This window comes from Enterobacter sp. E1, assembly GCF_016809815.1.
In the GTDB taxonomy this organism is placed as follows: Bacteria; Pseudomonadota; Gammaproteobacteria; order Enterobacterales; family Enterobacteriaceae; genus Enterobacter; species Enterobacter adelaidei.
Genome location: NZ_JAFBJM010000002.1, coordinates 356,404 through 370,184, shown reverse-complemented (window position 1 = coordinate 370,184; position 13,781 = coordinate 356,404). Strand labels below are relative to the sequence as shown.

The 13,781-nt window shown below is 53.0% G+C and carries 18 protein-coding genes; 13 read left to right on the top strand and 5 right to left on the bottom strand.

Going from position 1 to position 13,781, the window contains the following annotated elements; genetic code table 11:
• Positions 1–97 precede the first annotated feature (97 nt).
• The 8 genes from cvpA (at position 98) to hisP (ending at position 7,149) form a co-directional block, all read left to right on the top strand.
• Positions 98–586 carry a colicin V production protein gene (cvpA, locus tag JGF26_RS07895; RefSeq protein ID WP_000262116.1) on the top strand — a complete coding sequence of 163 codons (489 nt, stop codon included), beginning with the start codon at positions 98–100 and terminating at the stop codon, positions 584–586.
• Positions 587–619: 33 nt separating this feature from the next.
• Positions 620–2,137 (top strand): amidophosphoribosyltransferase, encoded by a 1,518-nt coding sequence (gene purF, locus JGF26_RS07890; RefSeq protein ID WP_049005877.1) that lies wholly within the window; start codon positions 620–622, stop codon positions 2,135–2,137.
• Positions 2,138–2,226: 89 nt separating this feature from the next.
• Positions 2,227–2,796, top strand: a complete 570-nt coding sequence (locus JGF26_RS07885; protein WP_049005876.1) for a UbiX family flavin prenyltransferase — start codon at positions 2,227–2,229, stop codon at positions 2,794–2,796.
• Positions 2,797–3,087: 291 nt separating this feature from the next.
• Entirely contained in the window at positions 3,088–3,870 is a 783-nt protein-coding gene (argT, locus tag JGF26_RS07880; protein WP_028016218.1) for a lysine/arginine/ornithine ABC transporter substrate-binding protein ArgT, read from the top strand.
• 226 nt (positions 3,871–4,096) lie between these two features.
• The gene (gene hisJ / locus JGF26_RS07875) at positions 4,097–4,879 is read left to right on the top strand and encodes a histidine ABC transporter substrate-binding protein HisJ (protein WP_049005874.1); all 783 of its coding nucleotides are present in this window, start codon (positions 4,097–4,099) and stop codon (positions 4,877–4,879) included.
• Positions 4,880–4,967: 88 nt separating this feature from the next.
• Positions 4,968–5,654 carry a histidine ABC transporter permease HisQ gene (locus tag JGF26_RS07870; protein WP_014832782.1) on the top strand — a complete coding sequence of 229 codons (687 nt, stop codon included), beginning with the start codon at positions 4,968–4,970 and terminating at the stop codon, positions 5,652–5,654.
• The gene (locus JGF26_RS07865) at positions 5,651–6,367 is read left to right on the top strand and encodes an ABC transporter permease (protein WP_028016219.1); all 717 of its coding nucleotides are present in this window, start codon (positions 5,651–5,653) and stop codon (positions 6,365–6,367) included. Before JGF26_RS07870 ends, JGF26_RS07865 begins: the two co-directional genes overlap by 4 nt.
• Before the next feature lie 8 nt (positions 6,368–6,375).
• Positions 6,376–7,149, top strand: coding sequence for a histidine ABC transporter ATP-binding protein HisP (hisP, locus tag JGF26_RS07860; protein WP_028016220.1), 774 nt, complete (start codon positions 6,376–6,378; stop codon positions 7,147–7,149).
• A gap of 47 nt (positions 7,150–7,196) precedes the next feature.
• Here hisP and JGF26_RS07855 read toward each other — a convergent pair whose 3' ends face one another.
• The 4 genes from JGF26_RS07855 to yfcG all read right to left on the bottom strand — a co-directional run bounded on the left by JGF26_RS07855 (position 7,197) and on the right by yfcG (position 9,723).
• Complete coding sequence (locus tag JGF26_RS07855; RefSeq protein ID WP_108090839.1) at positions 7,197–7,706, bottom strand: GNAT family N-acetyltransferase; 510 nt, start codon at positions 7,704–7,706, stop codon at positions 7,197–7,199.
• A 44-nt stretch (positions 7,707–7,750) separates the two neighbouring features.
• Positions 7,751–8,644 (bottom strand): TIGR01777 family oxidoreductase, encoded by an 894-nt coding sequence (locus JGF26_RS07850; protein ID WP_128347386.1) that lies wholly within the window; start codon positions 8,642–8,644, stop codon positions 7,751–7,753.
• A 13-nt stretch (positions 8,645–8,657) separates the two neighbouring features.
• Positions 8,658–9,026: a dihydroneopterin triphosphate 2'-epimerase gene (gene folX / locus JGF26_RS07845; RefSeq protein ID WP_028016226.1), complete on the bottom strand. Its 369-nt coding sequence runs from the start codon at positions 9,024–9,026 to the stop codon at positions 8,658–8,660.
• A 67-nt stretch (positions 9,027–9,093) separates the two neighbouring features.
• The gene (gene yfcG, locus JGF26_RS07840; RefSeq protein ID WP_028016227.1) at positions 9,094–9,723 is read right to left on the bottom strand and encodes a GSH-dependent disulfide bond oxidoreductase; all 630 of its coding nucleotides are present in this window, start codon (positions 9,721–9,723) and stop codon (positions 9,094–9,096) included.
• 139 nt (positions 9,724–9,862) lie between these two features.
• Here yfcG and yfcF point away from each other — a divergent pair, with 139 nt between their 5' ends.
• From yfcF to yfcD, 3 genes are read left to right on the top strand one after another with little or no spacing between them, the layout of a single operon-like run.
• On the top strand, positions 9,863–10,507 hold the full coding sequence (gene yfcF / locus JGF26_RS07835) for a glutathione transferase (RefSeq protein WP_028016228.1): 645 nt from the start codon (positions 9,863–9,865) through the stop codon (positions 10,505–10,507).
• A gap of 56 nt (positions 10,508–10,563) precedes the next feature.
• Complete coding sequence (gene yfcE, locus JGF26_RS07830; RefSeq protein ID WP_028016229.1) at positions 10,564–11,115, top strand: phosphodiesterase; 552 nt, start codon at positions 10,564–10,566, stop codon at positions 11,113–11,115.
• A 55-nt stretch (positions 11,116–11,170) separates the two neighbouring features.
• Complete coding sequence (gene yfcD, locus JGF26_RS07825) at positions 11,171–11,725, top strand: NUDIX hydrolase YfcD (protein WP_028016230.1); 555 nt, start codon at positions 11,171–11,173, stop codon at positions 11,723–11,725.
• Between the two features lie 3 nt (positions 11,726–11,728).
• Here the strand turns inward: yfcD and JGF26_RS07820 are convergent, their stop codons facing one another.
• A complete protein-coding gene (locus JGF26_RS07820; RefSeq protein WP_128347387.1) occupies positions 11,729–12,748 on the bottom strand; it encodes a LacI family DNA-binding transcriptional regulator in 1,020 nt (339 codons plus the stop codon).
• A 235-nt stretch (positions 12,749–12,983) separates the two neighbouring features.
• Here JGF26_RS07820 and JGF26_RS07815 point away from each other — a divergent pair, with 235 nt between their 5' ends.
• Both JGF26_RS07815 and JGF26_RS07810 read left to right on the top strand, forming a co-directional pair.
• The gene (locus JGF26_RS07815) at positions 12,984–13,427 is read left to right on the top strand and encodes a PTS sugar transporter subunit IIA (protein WP_134707708.1); all 444 of its coding nucleotides are present in this window, start codon (positions 12,984–12,986) and stop codon (positions 13,425–13,427) included.
• Between the two features lie 80 nt (positions 13,428–13,507).
• Positions 13,508–13,780, top strand: a complete 273-nt coding sequence (locus tag JGF26_RS07810; RefSeq protein WP_003861447.1) for a PTS sugar transporter subunit IIB — start codon at positions 13,508–13,510, stop codon at positions 13,778–13,780.
• Position 13,781: the final 1 nt, after the last annotated feature.

Below are 13,781 nucleotides of genomic sequence, written 5' to 3'. Positions count from 1 at the left end.
ATTTACGCGCGGGAAGGAAATCCCTACGCAAACGTTTTCTTTTTCTGTTAGAATTCGCCCCGAACTGGATGACAGGGCGTTAAATCGTGGGACACATATGGTCTGGATTGATTACGCCATCATTGCGGTGATTGGTTTTTCCTGTCTGGTTAGCCTGATCCGTGGCTTTGTTCGTGAAGCGTTATCGCTGGTAACATGGGGTTGTGCTTTCTTTGTTGCCAGTCATTACTACACTTACCTGTCTGTCTGGTTCACGGGCTTTGAAGATGAACTGGTCCGAAATGGAATCGCTATCGCGGTGCTGTTTATCGCGACGCTGATTGTCGGCGCTATCGTGAATTACGTGATAGGTCAGCTGGTCGAGAAAACCGGTCTGTCAGGAACGGACAGGGTGCTCGGGATCTGTTTCGGTGCATTACGAGGCGTACTGATTGTAGCCGCGATCTTGTTCTTCCTGGATACCTTCACCGGGTTCTCCAAAAGTGAAGACTGGCAGAAATCGCAGCTCATTCCAGAGTTCAGCTTCATCATCAGATGGTTCTTTGACTATCTGCAAAGCTCGTCGAGTTTTTTGCCCAGGGCATAAACCCTGAGATGTGGCTTAACGAGGAAAAGACGAATGTGCGGTATTGTCGGTATCGCCGGTTTCATGCCGGTAAACCAGTCGATTTATGACGCGTTAACGGTGCTTCAGCACCGTGGGCAGGATGCTGCGGGTATCATCACCATTGATGCAAACAACTGCTTCCGTTTACGTAAGGCGAATGGCCTGGTAAACGATGTGTTTGAAGCCCGCCATATGCAGCGTCTGCAAGGTAATATGGGGATCGGTCACGTTCGTTATCCTACTGCTGGCAGTTCCAGCGCCTCTGAGGCACAGCCTTTCTACGTCAACTCACCGTATGGCATCACCCTTGCCCATAACGGCAACCTGACCAACGCGCACGAGCTGCGTAAAAAGCTGTTCGAAGAGAAACGTCGCCACATTAACACTACCTCTGATTCTGAAATCCTGCTCAATGTGTTCGCCAGCGAGCTGGATAATTTCCGTCACTACCCGCTGGAAGCAGACAACATTTTTGCTGCTATTGCTGCCACAAACCGCCAGATCCGCGGCGCATATGCCTGCGTGGCGATGATCATCGGTCATGGCATGGTGGCCTTCCGCGATCCAAACGGCATTCGTCCCCTGGTGCTCGGCAAGCGCGACCTTGGCGATGGTCGTACCGAATATATGGTTGCCTCTGAGAGCGTGGCGCTGGATACCCTGGGCTTCGAATTCCTGCGTGACGTAGCCCCGGGTGAAGCGGTCTACATTACTGAGAAGGGTCAGCTGTTTACCCGCCAGTGTGCAGATAACCCGGTCAGTAATCCGTGCCTGTTCGAATACGTGTACTTCGCGCGTCCGGACTCCTTCATCGACAAAATTTCCGTGTACAGCGCCCGTGTGAACATGGGGACGAAGCTCGGTGAGAAAATTGCCCGCGAGTGGGATGACCTCGACATCGACGTCGTTATTCCTATCCCGGAAACCTCCTGCGATATCGCCCTGGAAATCGCCCGCATTCTGGATAAGCCGTACCGTCAGGGCTTTGTGAAGAACCGCTACGTTGGCCGCACCTTCATCATGCCGGGCCAGCAGTTGCGCCGTAAGTCCGTGCGTCGCAAACTGAACGCCAACCGCGCGGAATTCCGCGACAAAAACGTTCTGCTGGTGGATGACTCCATCGTCCGTGGCACTACCTCAGAGCAGATTATCGAGATGGCGCGCGAAGCGGGTGCGAAAAAAGTCTACCTGGCTTCCGCAGCGCCAGAAATTCGCTTCCCGAACGTGTATGGTATTGATATGCCAACCGCTAATGAGCTGATTGCCCACGGTCGTGAAGTGGACGAAATTCGCCAGATCATCGGTGCCGACGGCCTGATTTTCCAGGATCTGAACGATCTCATCGACGCAGTGCGTGCCGAGAACCCAGAGATTCAGCAGTTTGAGTGCTCCGTGTTCAACGGCGTCTACGTGACCAAAGATGTTGACCAGAAGTACCTCGACTATCTGGATTCGCTGCGCAACGACGATGCGAAAGCCGTCCAGCTGCAAAACGATCTCGAAAGTTTAGAGATGCACAACGAAGGTTGATGTCTCTGCAAGTGAGGGTATTCGCCCTCACTTGCAACTCCCCGCAAAATCCTGCACAGTCTGCCCTGAAATCAGTAAGGGCGAAAATCATGAAACGACTCATTGTTGGGCTCAGCGGTGCCAGTGGCGCGATTTACGGCGTACGGCTGTTACAGGTTCTGCGTAACGTAGCGGAAGTCGAAACCCATCTGGTGATGAGTCAGGCGGCGCGGCAGACTCTCTCTCTGGAAACCGATCTTTCCCTGCGTGACGTTCAGGCACTGGCAGATGTCGTTCACGATGCCCGCGATATCGCCGCCAGCATCTCCTCAGGCTCATTTAAAACCGCCGGCATGGTTATCCTGCCCTGTTCTATTAAAACGCTCTCCGGCATTGTGAACAGCTATACCGACACGCTGGTGACGCGCGCGGCAGATGTGGTGTTGAAAGAGCGCCGCCCTCTGGTTCTTTGTGTGCGGGAAACGCCGCTGCATCTGGGCCACCTGCGTTTAATGACGCAGGCCGCCGAGTTGGGGGCGGTGATCATGCCACCGGTGCCGGCGTTTTATCATCGTCCTGTCTCACTGGATGATGTGATTAACCAGACCGTTAACCGTGTACTGGATCAGTTTGATATCGACCTGCCTGAAGACCTCTTCACCCGCTGGCAAGGGGCCTGATTCTGTGCACAAACAGAGTGCATGAAAAGAGTCGTTGCCCTGTTTCAGGGCAATTATGCAACGGCGATCATATCCTCGACATTTAATTCGTTTTTTCCCTTTTTCTCTCTCCGGTTCGTTCGGCAGACCTGCTATCTTTCACCATTAAGGCAATATCGCAACGTTTTATTAACATATTTAACGTCGAAGTTTTGACCAGACGGCAATGTGGCATAAGACCTGCAAGATGAAGCCTGCAACACAACACACAACACAATACATAATAAAATCACGGTACTTGAGGGTAAATGTATGAAGAAGACGGTTCTGGCTCTGTCTTTGCTCGTGGGGTTAAGTGCGGCAGCAGGTAGCTACGCAGCGCTTCCACAGACAGTTCGTATCGGTACAGACGCAACCTACGCGCCATTCTCTTCCAAAGATGCGAAAGGCGATTTCGTGGGGTTTGATATCGATCTGGGAAATGAGATGTGCAAACGCATTGCGGTGAAATGCACATGGGTGGGCAGCGACTTTGACGCGTTAATCCCGTCGCTGAAAGCCAAGAAAATCGACGCCATTATCTCTTCTCTCTCCATCACCGAAAAACGTCAGCAGGAGATTGCCTTCTCTGACAAGCTCTACGCTGCGGATTCTCGCCTGATTGCGCAGAAAGGTTCCCCTATCAAGCCAACCATTGACTCGCTGAAAGGCAAGCATGTCGGTGTGCTTCAGGGGTCAACTCAGGAAGGTTACGCCAATGCAAACTGGCGTGAGAAGGGCGTAGACGTCGTCGCGTACCAGAACCAGGATTTGATTTATTCTGACCTGGCAGCAGGTCGTCTGGATGCGGCATTCCAGGATGAAGTGGCCGCAAGCGAAGGCTTCCTGAAGCAACCTGCGGGTAAAGACTACGCGTTTGCAGGCCCGTCAGTGAAGGACAAAAAGTACTTTGGTGACGGTACCGGTATTGGCCTGCGTAAGGATGATACCGAGCTGAAAGCCGCCTTTGACAAAGCGTTCGCAGAGCTGCGTAAAGACGGTACTTACGACAAACTGGCGAAGAAATACTTCGACTTCAACGTATACGGTGAATAACACCAGGCGGTAACGCACCAGAAAGGTGCGTTACGGGAGAGGTTGACCCAATGCAGTGCATTTGTTGCACTGTATTGGATCGCTTTGTGCATACTTACGCATTTATAATGCAAAAAATCCCAGATGAAGGGCATTAATCTTTGCCTGTAGGAGGGGATTGATGGCACATTAGCACCACCCCGTCGTCGTAAAAATCCCGTATGAAGACAGTTTGTTGAGGACAGATATGAAAAAACTCGTGTTATCACTATCTCTGGTACTGGCTTTTTCCAGCGCCACCGCGGCATTCGCAGCCATTCCGCAGAAAATTCGTATTGGTACCGATCCTACCTATGCGCCATTCGAGTCAAAGAATTCTAAGGGTGAACTGGTTGGTTTTGACATCGATCTGGCCAATGAGCTGTGCAAACGCATCAAAGCAGAATGTACCTACGTTGAAAACCCACTGGACGCGTTGATCCCTTCTCTGAAAGCCAAAAAAATCGACGTGATTATGTCCTCACTCTCTATCACCGAAAAACGCCAGCAGGAGATTGCCTTCACGGACAAACTCTACGCGGCTGATTCCCGTCTGGTGGTGGCGAAATCGTCTGACATTCAACCAACGCTGGAGTCGCTGAAAGGCAAACGCGTCGGCGTGCTGCAGGGCACCACGCAGGAAACCTACGGTAACGAACACTGGGCACCGAAAGGGATTGAAATTGTCTCCTATCAGGGCCAGGAAAATATCTACGCTGACCTGACGGCAGGCCGCATCGATGCAGCATTCCAGGATGAAGTCGCAGCGAGCGAAGGCTTCCTGAAGACGCCGGTGGGTAAAGATTACAAGTTTGGCGGTCCGTCCATTAAGGATGTGAAGTTGTTTGGCGTGGGCACCGGTATGGGCCTGCGTAAAGAAGATAACGAATTACGTGAAGCGCTGAACAAAGCGTTTGCCGAAATGCGCGCTGACGGCACGTACGACAAACTGGCGAAAAAATACTTTGATTTTAATGTTTACGGCGGCTAATCGCCCCGTCAAATAACGTGCGGCCCCTCCCGCAGTGGGAGGGGAAAAGACACGGTTCCACCACTCACGATACGACAGGGCTCGCGGTATGCTGTACGGATTTTCTGGCGTTATTTTACAGGGCGCGCTTGTCACCCTTGAGCTGGCTATCAGCTCCGTGGTGCTGGCGGTGCTGATAGGTCTGGCGGGTGCCGGTGCGAAGCTTTCAGCTAACAAACCACTGGCGTTGATTTTTGAAGGCTATACCACGCTCATTCGCGGTGTTCCCGATCTGGTGCTGATGCTGCTTATCTTCTACGGTCTGCAGATTGCGCTGAACAGCGTGACGGACGCGATGGGAATGGGACAAATTGATATTGACCCAATGGTGGCTGGTATTATCACCCTCGGTTTTATCTACGGAGCCTACTTCACTGAAACTTTCCGCGGTGCTTACATGGCCGTGCCGAAAGGTCACATTGAGGCGGCAACCGCATTTGGTTTTACCTCCTCACAAACGTTTCGCCGAATCATGTTCCCGGCCATGATGCGCTATGCGCTTCCGGGTATCGGTAACAACTGGCAGGTTATCCTCAAAGCGACGGCGCTGGTCTCGCTGCTCGGTCTGGAAGACGTCGTTAAAGCGACTCAGCTGGCGGGCAAGAGCACCTGGGAGCCGTTCTACTTTGCGGTGGTCTGTGGCGTGATTTATCTGGTCTTTACGACCGTCTCCAATGGTGTGCTGCTTCTGCTCGAGCGTCGCTACTCCGTGGGTGTGAAGAGGGCTGACCTGTGATTGAGATTATTCAGGAATACTGGAAATCGCTGCTGTGGACAGATGGCTATCGCTTTACCGGCGTGGCGATTACGCTCTGGCTGCTGATCTCCTCCGTGGTGATGGGCGGAATTCTGGCGGTGTTTCTTGCCATTGGCCGCGTGTCGAACAATAAATATATCCAGTTCCCGATCTGGCTGTTTACCTATGTGTTTCGCGGCACACCGCTGTACGTGCAGCTGCTGGTGTTCTATTCGGGGATGTATACGCTTGAGATCGTAAAAGGCACTGAGATGCTGAATGCGTTCTTCCGCAGTGGCCTGAACTGTACGGTGCTGGCGTTGACGCTCAATACCTGCGCCTATACCACCGAGATTTTCGCGGGGGCAATTCGTTCCGTGCCTTACGGTGAAATCGAGGCGGCGCGCGCGTATGGTTTCTCATCAGTGAAACTTTACCGTTGCATTATTCTGCCGTCGGCGCTGCGTATCGCGCTACCGGCGTACAGTAACGAAGTGATTTTGATGCTGCACTCCACCGCGCTCGCCTTTACCGCGACGGTGCCGGATCTGCTTAAAATTGCGCGCGATATTAACTCCGCGACCTATCAGCCGTTTACCGCGTTTGGCATTGCGGCGGTGCTCTATTTAATTATCTCTTATGTTCTGATTAGCCTGTTCCGTAAGGCTGAAAAACGCTGGTTGCAGCATATAAAACCTTCTTCGACGCACTGAGAAAGATGATGGCTGAGAACAAATTAAACGTTATTGATTTGCACAAACGCTACGGCGAACATGAAGTGCTGAAAGGGGTGTCGCTGCAGGCGAATGCGGGCGACGTGATCAGTATTATCGGCTCATCCGGCTCGGGAAAAAGTACCTTCCTGCGCTGCATTAACTTCCTCGAAAAACCGAGTGAAGGCTCGATTGTGGTGAGCGGACAGAATATTAACCTGGTCCGTGATAAAGACGGCCAGCTTAAGGTTGCAGATAAGAACCAGCTGCGCTTGCTGCGTACGCGCCTGACGATGGTGTTCCAGCACTTCAATCTCTGGAGCCATATGACGGTGCTGGAGAACGTGATGGAAGCACCGGTTCAGGTGCTGGGCCTGAGCAAGCAGGAAGCCCGCGAGCGCGCGGTGAAATACCTGGCGAAAGTGGGTATCGACGAGCGCCAGCAGATGAAATACCCGGTGCATCTCTCCGGTGGTCAGCAGCAGCGTGTGTCCATCGCCCGCGCGCTGGCGATGGAACCCGAGGTGCTGTTGTTCGACGAACCGACCTCCGCGCTCGATCCAGAACTCGTCGGTGAAGTGCTGCGCATTATGCAGAAGCTGGCCGAAGAGGGGAAAACGATGGTGGTGGTCACCCATGAGATGGGCTTCGCCCGTAACGTCTCGAATCACGTTATCTTCCTGCATCAGGGGAAAATAGAAGAGCAGGGGCATCCGGACGAGGTGCTGGCAAACCCGCAAAGCCCGCGTTTACAGCAGTTCCTGAAAGGCTCACTGAAGTAGATTTGCCTTTCTCCCTCTCCCCTTTGGGAGAGGGCTGGAGTGCTGCATCAAACTGTACCGCACTCCAGCCGATACACCCAGTCGTCATAGCGCACGCCGTCAATCTCGTACGCCTTTTCCAGCACCTGCGTGCGTACAAACCCGGCTTTCTCTAATACTCGCACCGAGCCGCCGTTATCTGCCAGCACGTAGGCGTTAATCGCTTTCACGCCGGTCTGGTTAAACGCATAGTCACACACCGCGCGCAGCGCCTCGCTGGCAATCCCTTTTCCCTGCGCGGCAGGCACAACCGTATAGCCGATATCGGCCTCTTCACGATTCTCAGGGCTGATTTGCAGGCCAATGTCACCAAGCGGTGTGTCATCATCCCGCAAACGAATGACAAACACATGGGCAGCAGCGAGTCGCGCGGCAAACACGCGTCGGGTCTCTTTTTCCGGCGCGATGGCGGCCATATAGCGCATGATGCTGCGATCTTCTCGTAGCGAGCGGAAGAAGGCCCAGTCAGTGGGTTCAAAAGGAGTGAGGTGAAGCCGGGGAGTGGTGATCGTTGCCATTGTTACGCCATTTCTTCGGAACATGGCCTGTCACTGTAACATATTCACCGTACTACATCCCCCAGCGCCTCTTCTAATTCATACCAGCGGAACGCAAATCCGGCCGCTTCCAGCCGTTTTGGCAGCGCCCGTTGCCCACCTAATGCCAGCACCGATGCTTCACCCATTATCAGGCGAATTACCGTTGCAGGGACACGTAAAATCGCCGGGCGATGCAGGGCGTGCCCCAGCGCATGAGCAAACTGCTCATTACGCACCGGATACGGCGCAACCATGTTAAACGGCCCGCGCAGATCGTTATCCAGCAGCCAGAGAATGCCGTTCACCATATCGTCAATGTGGATCCACGCCATATACTGGCGGCCATTACCTATGGGGCCGCCGAGCCCGAGCCTGAAAGGGGGAAGCATCTTCGCCAGAATGCCGCCTTTCGGCGCAAGCACTACGCCGGTACGCAACAGGCAGACGCGGGTGCGATCGCTCTGCGCGGCACAGGCAATGCGTTCCCACTGGGCGCAGAGTTTGTGGGTAAACTCGTTATGGGGGGGCTCTTCCTCGGTCACTACCACTTCGCCGAGATCGCCGTAATAGCCCACTGCTGAGCCTGAAATCAACACCGAAGGCGGGGTGTGGCTATTGCGGATAAGCTCAACCAGCTTTTCGGTAATGTTCCACCGACTGCTGCAGAGCAACTGTTTTTGCTCTTCCGTCCAGCGTTTATCGGCGATGGGTTCGCCTGCCAGGTTGATGACGGCGTCAAAGCCGTCCAGATTTTGCTGCTCGGACAAATTTTTCCAGATGTCGACACCCGTCCCCAGCACCTGGCGCGCTTTCTCCGGGCTGCGCGTCACAACGGTAATGTCGTGATGCAGCGCCTGCAGGCGCGCAACGAGATGATGACCAATCAATCCTGTACCGCCGGTCAGCAAAATCTTCATACAACCTCCAGGTTTACGCCTGGTGTTGCCAGCTTAACGTCATGGAGACGGAATCGGCATAACGCAGGGCGTGAAGTTTATCGATCTCTACTTCAGCATAAGTGACCCAGTGATGTTCGCGTGCGATGTCGAGCACATCCTGAGTTAATTTTTCCAGCAGAGAGAAGCGGTTATTTTCCACGTACTGGATGATGTTTTTGGTGATGGTGCGGTAGTTCAGCGCATCATTGATGTCTTCACTCGCCCGCGCTTTATCTGCCGGGTAGTGAATCACCACGTTAATGACAATATCCTGACGGTTGGCGATCTCTTCCTCTTTGATACCGATGAAGGTACGCAGGCGTAAATTTTTTATACGAATAATAGCGTCTGGCTGTGACATTGCAGGTCTTCTCCGTGTCAGTATTTCCTGCTCATAATACATGAGAGGCACCCAGCCTCATACAGGGTTAAATTTGCTGGATTTTTTGCATCGCGCGTTCGGTGGCCGGGCGGGTCCGAATACGCTCAAACCAGTTGTTCACCGCCGGGTAAGAGGCCAGGTCAATTCGGTGCTTTTCGAAGGTATTCACCCATGGCCAGCAGGCGATATCAGCAATACTGTAATGATCGCCCCCGAGCCACGGCGTTTTCTCCAGGCGACGATTCAGGACGCCATAGAGCCGTTGAGTTTCTACCTGGTAACGTTCTATCGCATAGGGAATGGGCTGCGGGGCGTAAGCGGTAAAATGGTGATTTTGCCCCAGCATGGGACCCAGTCCACTTACCTGCCAGAACAGCCATTGCAAAGTATGGTGGCGTTCACGCAATTCACCGCTCAACAGTTTGCCGGTTTTCTCCGCCAGATAGAGTAAAATTTCGCCGGATTCAAACAGGCTCAATGGTCTGCCCCCATCCACTGGCTGGTTATCTATGATGGCTGGGATTTTATTGTTTGGTGAGATAGCCAGAAAGAGAGGGCTAAATTGATCGCCTTTGCTGATATCCACGCGAATGATCCGGTAATCCAGTTCGGCCTCTTCAAGAAAGAGGGTGATCTTTTGGCCGTTTGGGGTAGGGGCATAATAAAGGTCGATCATTTTCAACTCTTCTCCATGTGAAGAATGGCGTCATGAAAATGAGTATAGGTGGTTGTTGTAAATCGTGAGTTTTCATCAAGTGACAGCAAGGCAAAGAGATTATATGTTGAGTAAAAACCGATCAGCCGATGAGGATGTTATGAACCAGCCTGTAATCACATTGTGGTCCGATGCGAATTTCTTTTCTCCCTATGTAATGAGCGTATACGTTGCGCTGGCTGAAAAGGGGCTCACTTTTACGCTGAAGACCGTTGATCTTGATGGTGGTGAACATCTCAAGCCGCAGTGGCAGGGCTACGACCTGACCCGACGTGTACCGGTGCTGGAAATAGATGGATTTGCGCTGAGCGAATCGTCAGCGATTGATGAATATCTGGAAGATCGCTTCGCGCCACCAGAATGGGAACGTATCTACCCTCACGATCTGCAAAAGCGTGCCCGGGCGCGGCAGATTCAGGCGTGGCTGCGTAGCGATCTGGTACCGATTCGCGTGGAACGCTCGACGGACGTTGTGTTTGCCGGGGTGAAAAAACCAGCCCTGAGCGCAGAAGGCACAGAAAGCGCGCAAAAACTGATTGAAACCGCCACCTCACTGCTTGCGCATGGCAACCCGAACCTGTTCGGCGAGTGGTGCATTGCCGACGCCGATCTGGCGTTGATGTTAAACCGCTTAATCCTCAACGGTGATGAAGTGCCGCAACTGCTGGTGGATTATGCTGCGTTTCAATGGCAGCGAGCCTCTGTGCAGCGCTATGTGGCACTCTCCGCTAAGCGTGCGGGCTGATAACCCCTGGCGCTTCAGGTATGATAAGGGCAGTTTGTTTTCCCGAGGAGTGACTGATGAAACTAATGTTTGCGTCGGATATCCATGGATCGCTGCCCGCTACCGAGCGAGTTCTTTCCCTGTTTGCGCAAAGCGGTGCGCAGTGGCTGATCATTCTGGGCGATGTGCTCAATCACGGACCGCGTAATGCGCTACCGGAAGGCTATGCCCCGGCGCAAGTGGCGGAAAAGCTCAACCAGCATGCCTCGCGCATCATCGCCGTTCGCGGTAACTGCGACAGCGAAGTCGATCAGATGCTGTTGCATTTTCCTCTTACCGCGCCGTGGCAACAGGTACTGCTGGAAAAAAGTCGCCTGTTTCTGACGCATGGACATCTTTTTAGCCCGGATAATCTCCCGACGCTGGCGGCTGGCGATGTCCTGGTTTACGGTCATACTCATATTCCGGTTGCTGAAAAGCGCGGTGAGATTTATCACTTTAACCCGGGGTCGGTCAGCATACCCAAAGGCGGATACCCTGCGAGCTATGGCATGCTCGATGGAAATACGTTAAGCGTTATCGCACTTAATGATCAGCAAGTTATTGCGCAGGTAGCGATTAATCCGTAAGTTACACCTCAACTGCAAACGCGCCGAAAGAGCGCTTAGACGAGAAGGTTTCCCGATGGTGGAGCAGAATCATTTGGCAAGTACAGAGTGGGTTGACATTGTCAGCGAAGAGAATGAAGTGATCGCGCAGGCCAGCCGCGAACAAATGCGTGCGGAACGTCTGCGTCATCGTGCGACATATATCGTTGTTCATGACGGTATGGGTAAAATTCTGGTTCAGCGCCGCACGGACACCAAAGATTTTCTCCCGGGTATGCTGGATGCCACTGCAGGCGGTGTGGTCCAGGCTGATGAAGTGCTGCTGGATTCCGCGCGTCGTGAAGCGGAAGAAGAGTTAGGTATTGCGGGCGTACCGTTTGCCGAACATGGGCAGTTCTATTTTGAGGATGAAAACTGCCGCGTCTGGGGCGGGTTGTTTAGCTGCGTCTCTCACGGGCCGTTTGCCCTGCAGGAAGAAGAAGTCAGCGAAGTGAACTGGATGACGCCGGAAGAAATTACCGCGCGTTGCGACGAGTTCACTCCAGATTCATTAAAAGCGCTGGCACTGTGGATGAGCCGTAACGCGAATAACGAGTCGACCAAATCAGAGAAAGAGGAAGAGGCTGAGTAAGCCTTAGCAACTCTCTCGCAGACACAGACTGGACGCGATGGGCTTTTGATCGCGCCAGTCTCCGTCATTCAGACGTTCCAGAAGTGCTTTCCCTGCTTCAATCCCAATCTTACGATGCGGCACTGCCATCGTCGTCAGCGGCGGCTGACAGACGCGGCTCACATCGCTGTCGCCAAAGCCTACCACCGCCAGATCGTCTGGTACCTTGATTCGCCTGCGCTGACATTCATACAGCGCGCCACAGGCCAGTTCGTCTGAGACGCACACCAGCGCATCCAGTTCAGGCCATGCCAGCAGGAATTCCGGCAGTTGCGCGGCGCCGGTCGAGAAAACTGGCGGCATGGCAGCGTTAATGACCCGGTTCGGTGACATATGGTGGCGAAGCATCGCTTTGTACCAGCCCTGTAAATGCTGCTGGAAAATCCACTGTTCCTGGTTGGCGCACAGCAGACCAATATTTTGATAGCCGCGCTTAATGACCATTTCCGTCAGTTCGTACATGGCCGCTACGTTATCAATCCCGATATTCATATCAATCGGATCGGCACGCATGGCCCCCATTTCCATTACCGGAATGGAGGCATTTTTCAGCCAGTGGCGGACAGTGTCAGAGTGTTCAACACTGAGCAAAATGGCGGCGGCAATATTCGACGCCAGCAGCGTCTCCAGCAGCTTCTCTTCCTGTTCAAGACGATGCTGGGATTCTGCCAGCATGATCTGATAGCCGGCAGGCTGCAGCACCTGCTGTAGCCCGGCGAACATCTCTGAACAGCCGGCCTCGGAGAGATTAGGAACGACCATCGCAATCGTCCATGACGAGGCTGAGGCCAGTGCACTGGCCGCAAGATTGGGCATATAACCTAACTCTTGCACCGCGGCTTCAATTTTTTCTCGCAGTTTATCGGAAACCTGTTCAGGCGTGCGGAGTGCACGGGACACGGTCATCGTGCCCACACCGGCAAGCTGTGCGACATCGGCGAGTGTCACTTTACCGGTACTGCGCCGTTTTCGGGTTAGAGACATACACCTTCCTGCTGACCAGACGCGTTCTTATTTTCCTTCGTTTCACGTGAGAGGCAGTATACGCCCTAAATCCCTTTTTTTGCTGTGATTTAACTCCATGATTACAATTTGATAGCGCTATCACATTTCTGAATGTTAGCGATTGGTAGCGCTATCTTTGTGATCTTGATCGCAGCCAAGTATTGATGTGTTGAATAAAGTTTGCTCATCTTTTGCAGTGTGACGGGAGTGAAAAGTGCTGAATAAATGGATATATGATACAACCATCACGCTTCAGGAAAGCGTTGAAAGCTGGCCACAGGCGCTGGAGATATGTGCAAAACCGTTGCTGGATCTGAAGGTGATCGCGCCGGAATACGTCACGGCGATCGTTGAACAACATCGTACATTAGGACCTTACTATGTGCTGGCACCAGGGCTGGCGATGCCGCATGCGCGGCCGGAGGAAGGAGCCAAAGGACTGGGGTTGTCTTTATTAAAACTAAAACAGGGCGTCTCTTTTGGTGCCGGTGAGTTTGACCCTGTCGATGTCATTATTATGCTCGCGGCGCCGGACAAACATAGCCATATCGAGATGATTTCTGCACTGGCTGAGCTATTTTCCAGCGATGAAGATATGGCTGAATTGCATCAGGCGAATACCCTGGAGGAAATTAAAACGATTATTGACCGCTTCTGATTTAATTCTTTAATCCGATTTTTCACAACATTACGCGCCGGCGTGATGGGGCGTGCTCTACTCAAAAAAAGGGGACAACAATGAAAATCATGGCTATTTGCGGTTCTGGCCTGGGCAGTAGTTTTATGGTCGAAATGAATATCAAAAAGGTGCTCAAAAAGCTGGAGATTGAGGCCGAGGTTGAACACTCCGATCTCTCCTCGGCCACACCGGGCGCGGCCGACCTGTTCGTGATGGCAAAAGACATTGCGGCCAGCGCCAGCGTGCCGGAAAGCCAGCTGGTGGTGATCAACAACATCATCGACATCAACGAACTTGAAGCGCAACTGCGTGCCTGGTTCGAAAGACAATAAC

Excerpts from the sequence above, each read along its gene's own strand:
- yfcD (WP_028016230.1), top strand. The coding sequence starts at position 11,171 with ATGGTGGAGCAGAATCATTTGGCAAGTACAGAGTGGGTTGACATTGTC.
- argT (WP_028016218.1), top strand. The coding sequence starts at position 3,088 with ATGAAGAAGACGGTTCTGGCTCTGTCTTTGCTCGTGGGGTTAAGTGCG.
- yfcE (WP_028016229.1), top strand. The coding sequence starts at position 10,564 with ATGAAACTAATGTTTGCGTCGGATATCCATGGATCGCTGCCCGCTACC.
- purF (WP_049005877.1), top strand. The coding sequence starts at position 620 with ATGTGCGGTATTGTCGGTATCGCCGGTTTCATGCCGGTAAACCAGTCG.
- yfcG (WP_028016227.1), bottom strand. The coding sequence starts at position 9,723 with ATGATCGACCTTTATTATGCCCCTACCCCAAACGGCCAAAAGATCACC.
- JGF26_RS07855 (WP_108090839.1), bottom strand. The coding sequence starts at position 7,706 with ATGGCAACGATCACCACTCCCCGGCTTCACCTCACTCCTTTTGAACCC.
- folX (WP_028016226.1), bottom strand. The coding sequence starts at position 9,026 with ATGTCACAGCCAGACGCTATTATTCGTATAAAAAATTTACGCCTGCGT.
- JGF26_RS07820 (WP_128347387.1), bottom strand. The coding sequence starts at position 12,748 with ATGTCTCTAACCCGAAAACGGCGCAGTACCGGTAAAGTGACACTCGCC.
- hisP (WP_028016220.1), top strand. The coding sequence starts at position 6,376 with ATGGCTGAGAACAAATTAAACGTTATTGATTTGCACAAACGCTACGGC.
- cvpA (WP_000262116.1), top strand. The coding sequence starts at position 98 with ATGGTCTGGATTGATTACGCCATCATTGCGGTGATTGGTTTTTCCTGT.
- hisJ (WP_049005874.1), top strand. The coding sequence starts at position 4,097 with ATGAAAAAACTCGTGTTATCACTATCTCTGGTACTGGCTTTTTCCAGC.
- yfcF (WP_028016228.1), top strand. The coding sequence starts at position 9,863 with ATGAACCAGCCTGTAATCACATTGTGGTCCGATGCGAATTTCTTTTCT.
- JGF26_RS07885 (WP_049005876.1), top strand. The coding sequence starts at position 2,227 with ATGAAACGACTCATTGTTGGGCTCAGCGGTGCCAGTGGCGCGATTTAC.
- JGF26_RS07810 (WP_003861447.1), top strand. The coding sequence starts at position 13,508 with ATGAAAATCATGGCTATTTGCGGTTCTGGCCTGGGCAGTAGTTTTATG.
- JGF26_RS07850 (WP_128347386.1), bottom strand. The coding sequence starts at position 8,644 with ATGAAGATTTTGCTGACCGGCGGTACAGGATTGATTGGTCATCATCTC.
- JGF26_RS07870 (WP_014832782.1), top strand. The coding sequence starts at position 4,968 with ATGCTGTACGGATTTTCTGGCGTTATTTTACAGGGCGCGCTTGTCACC.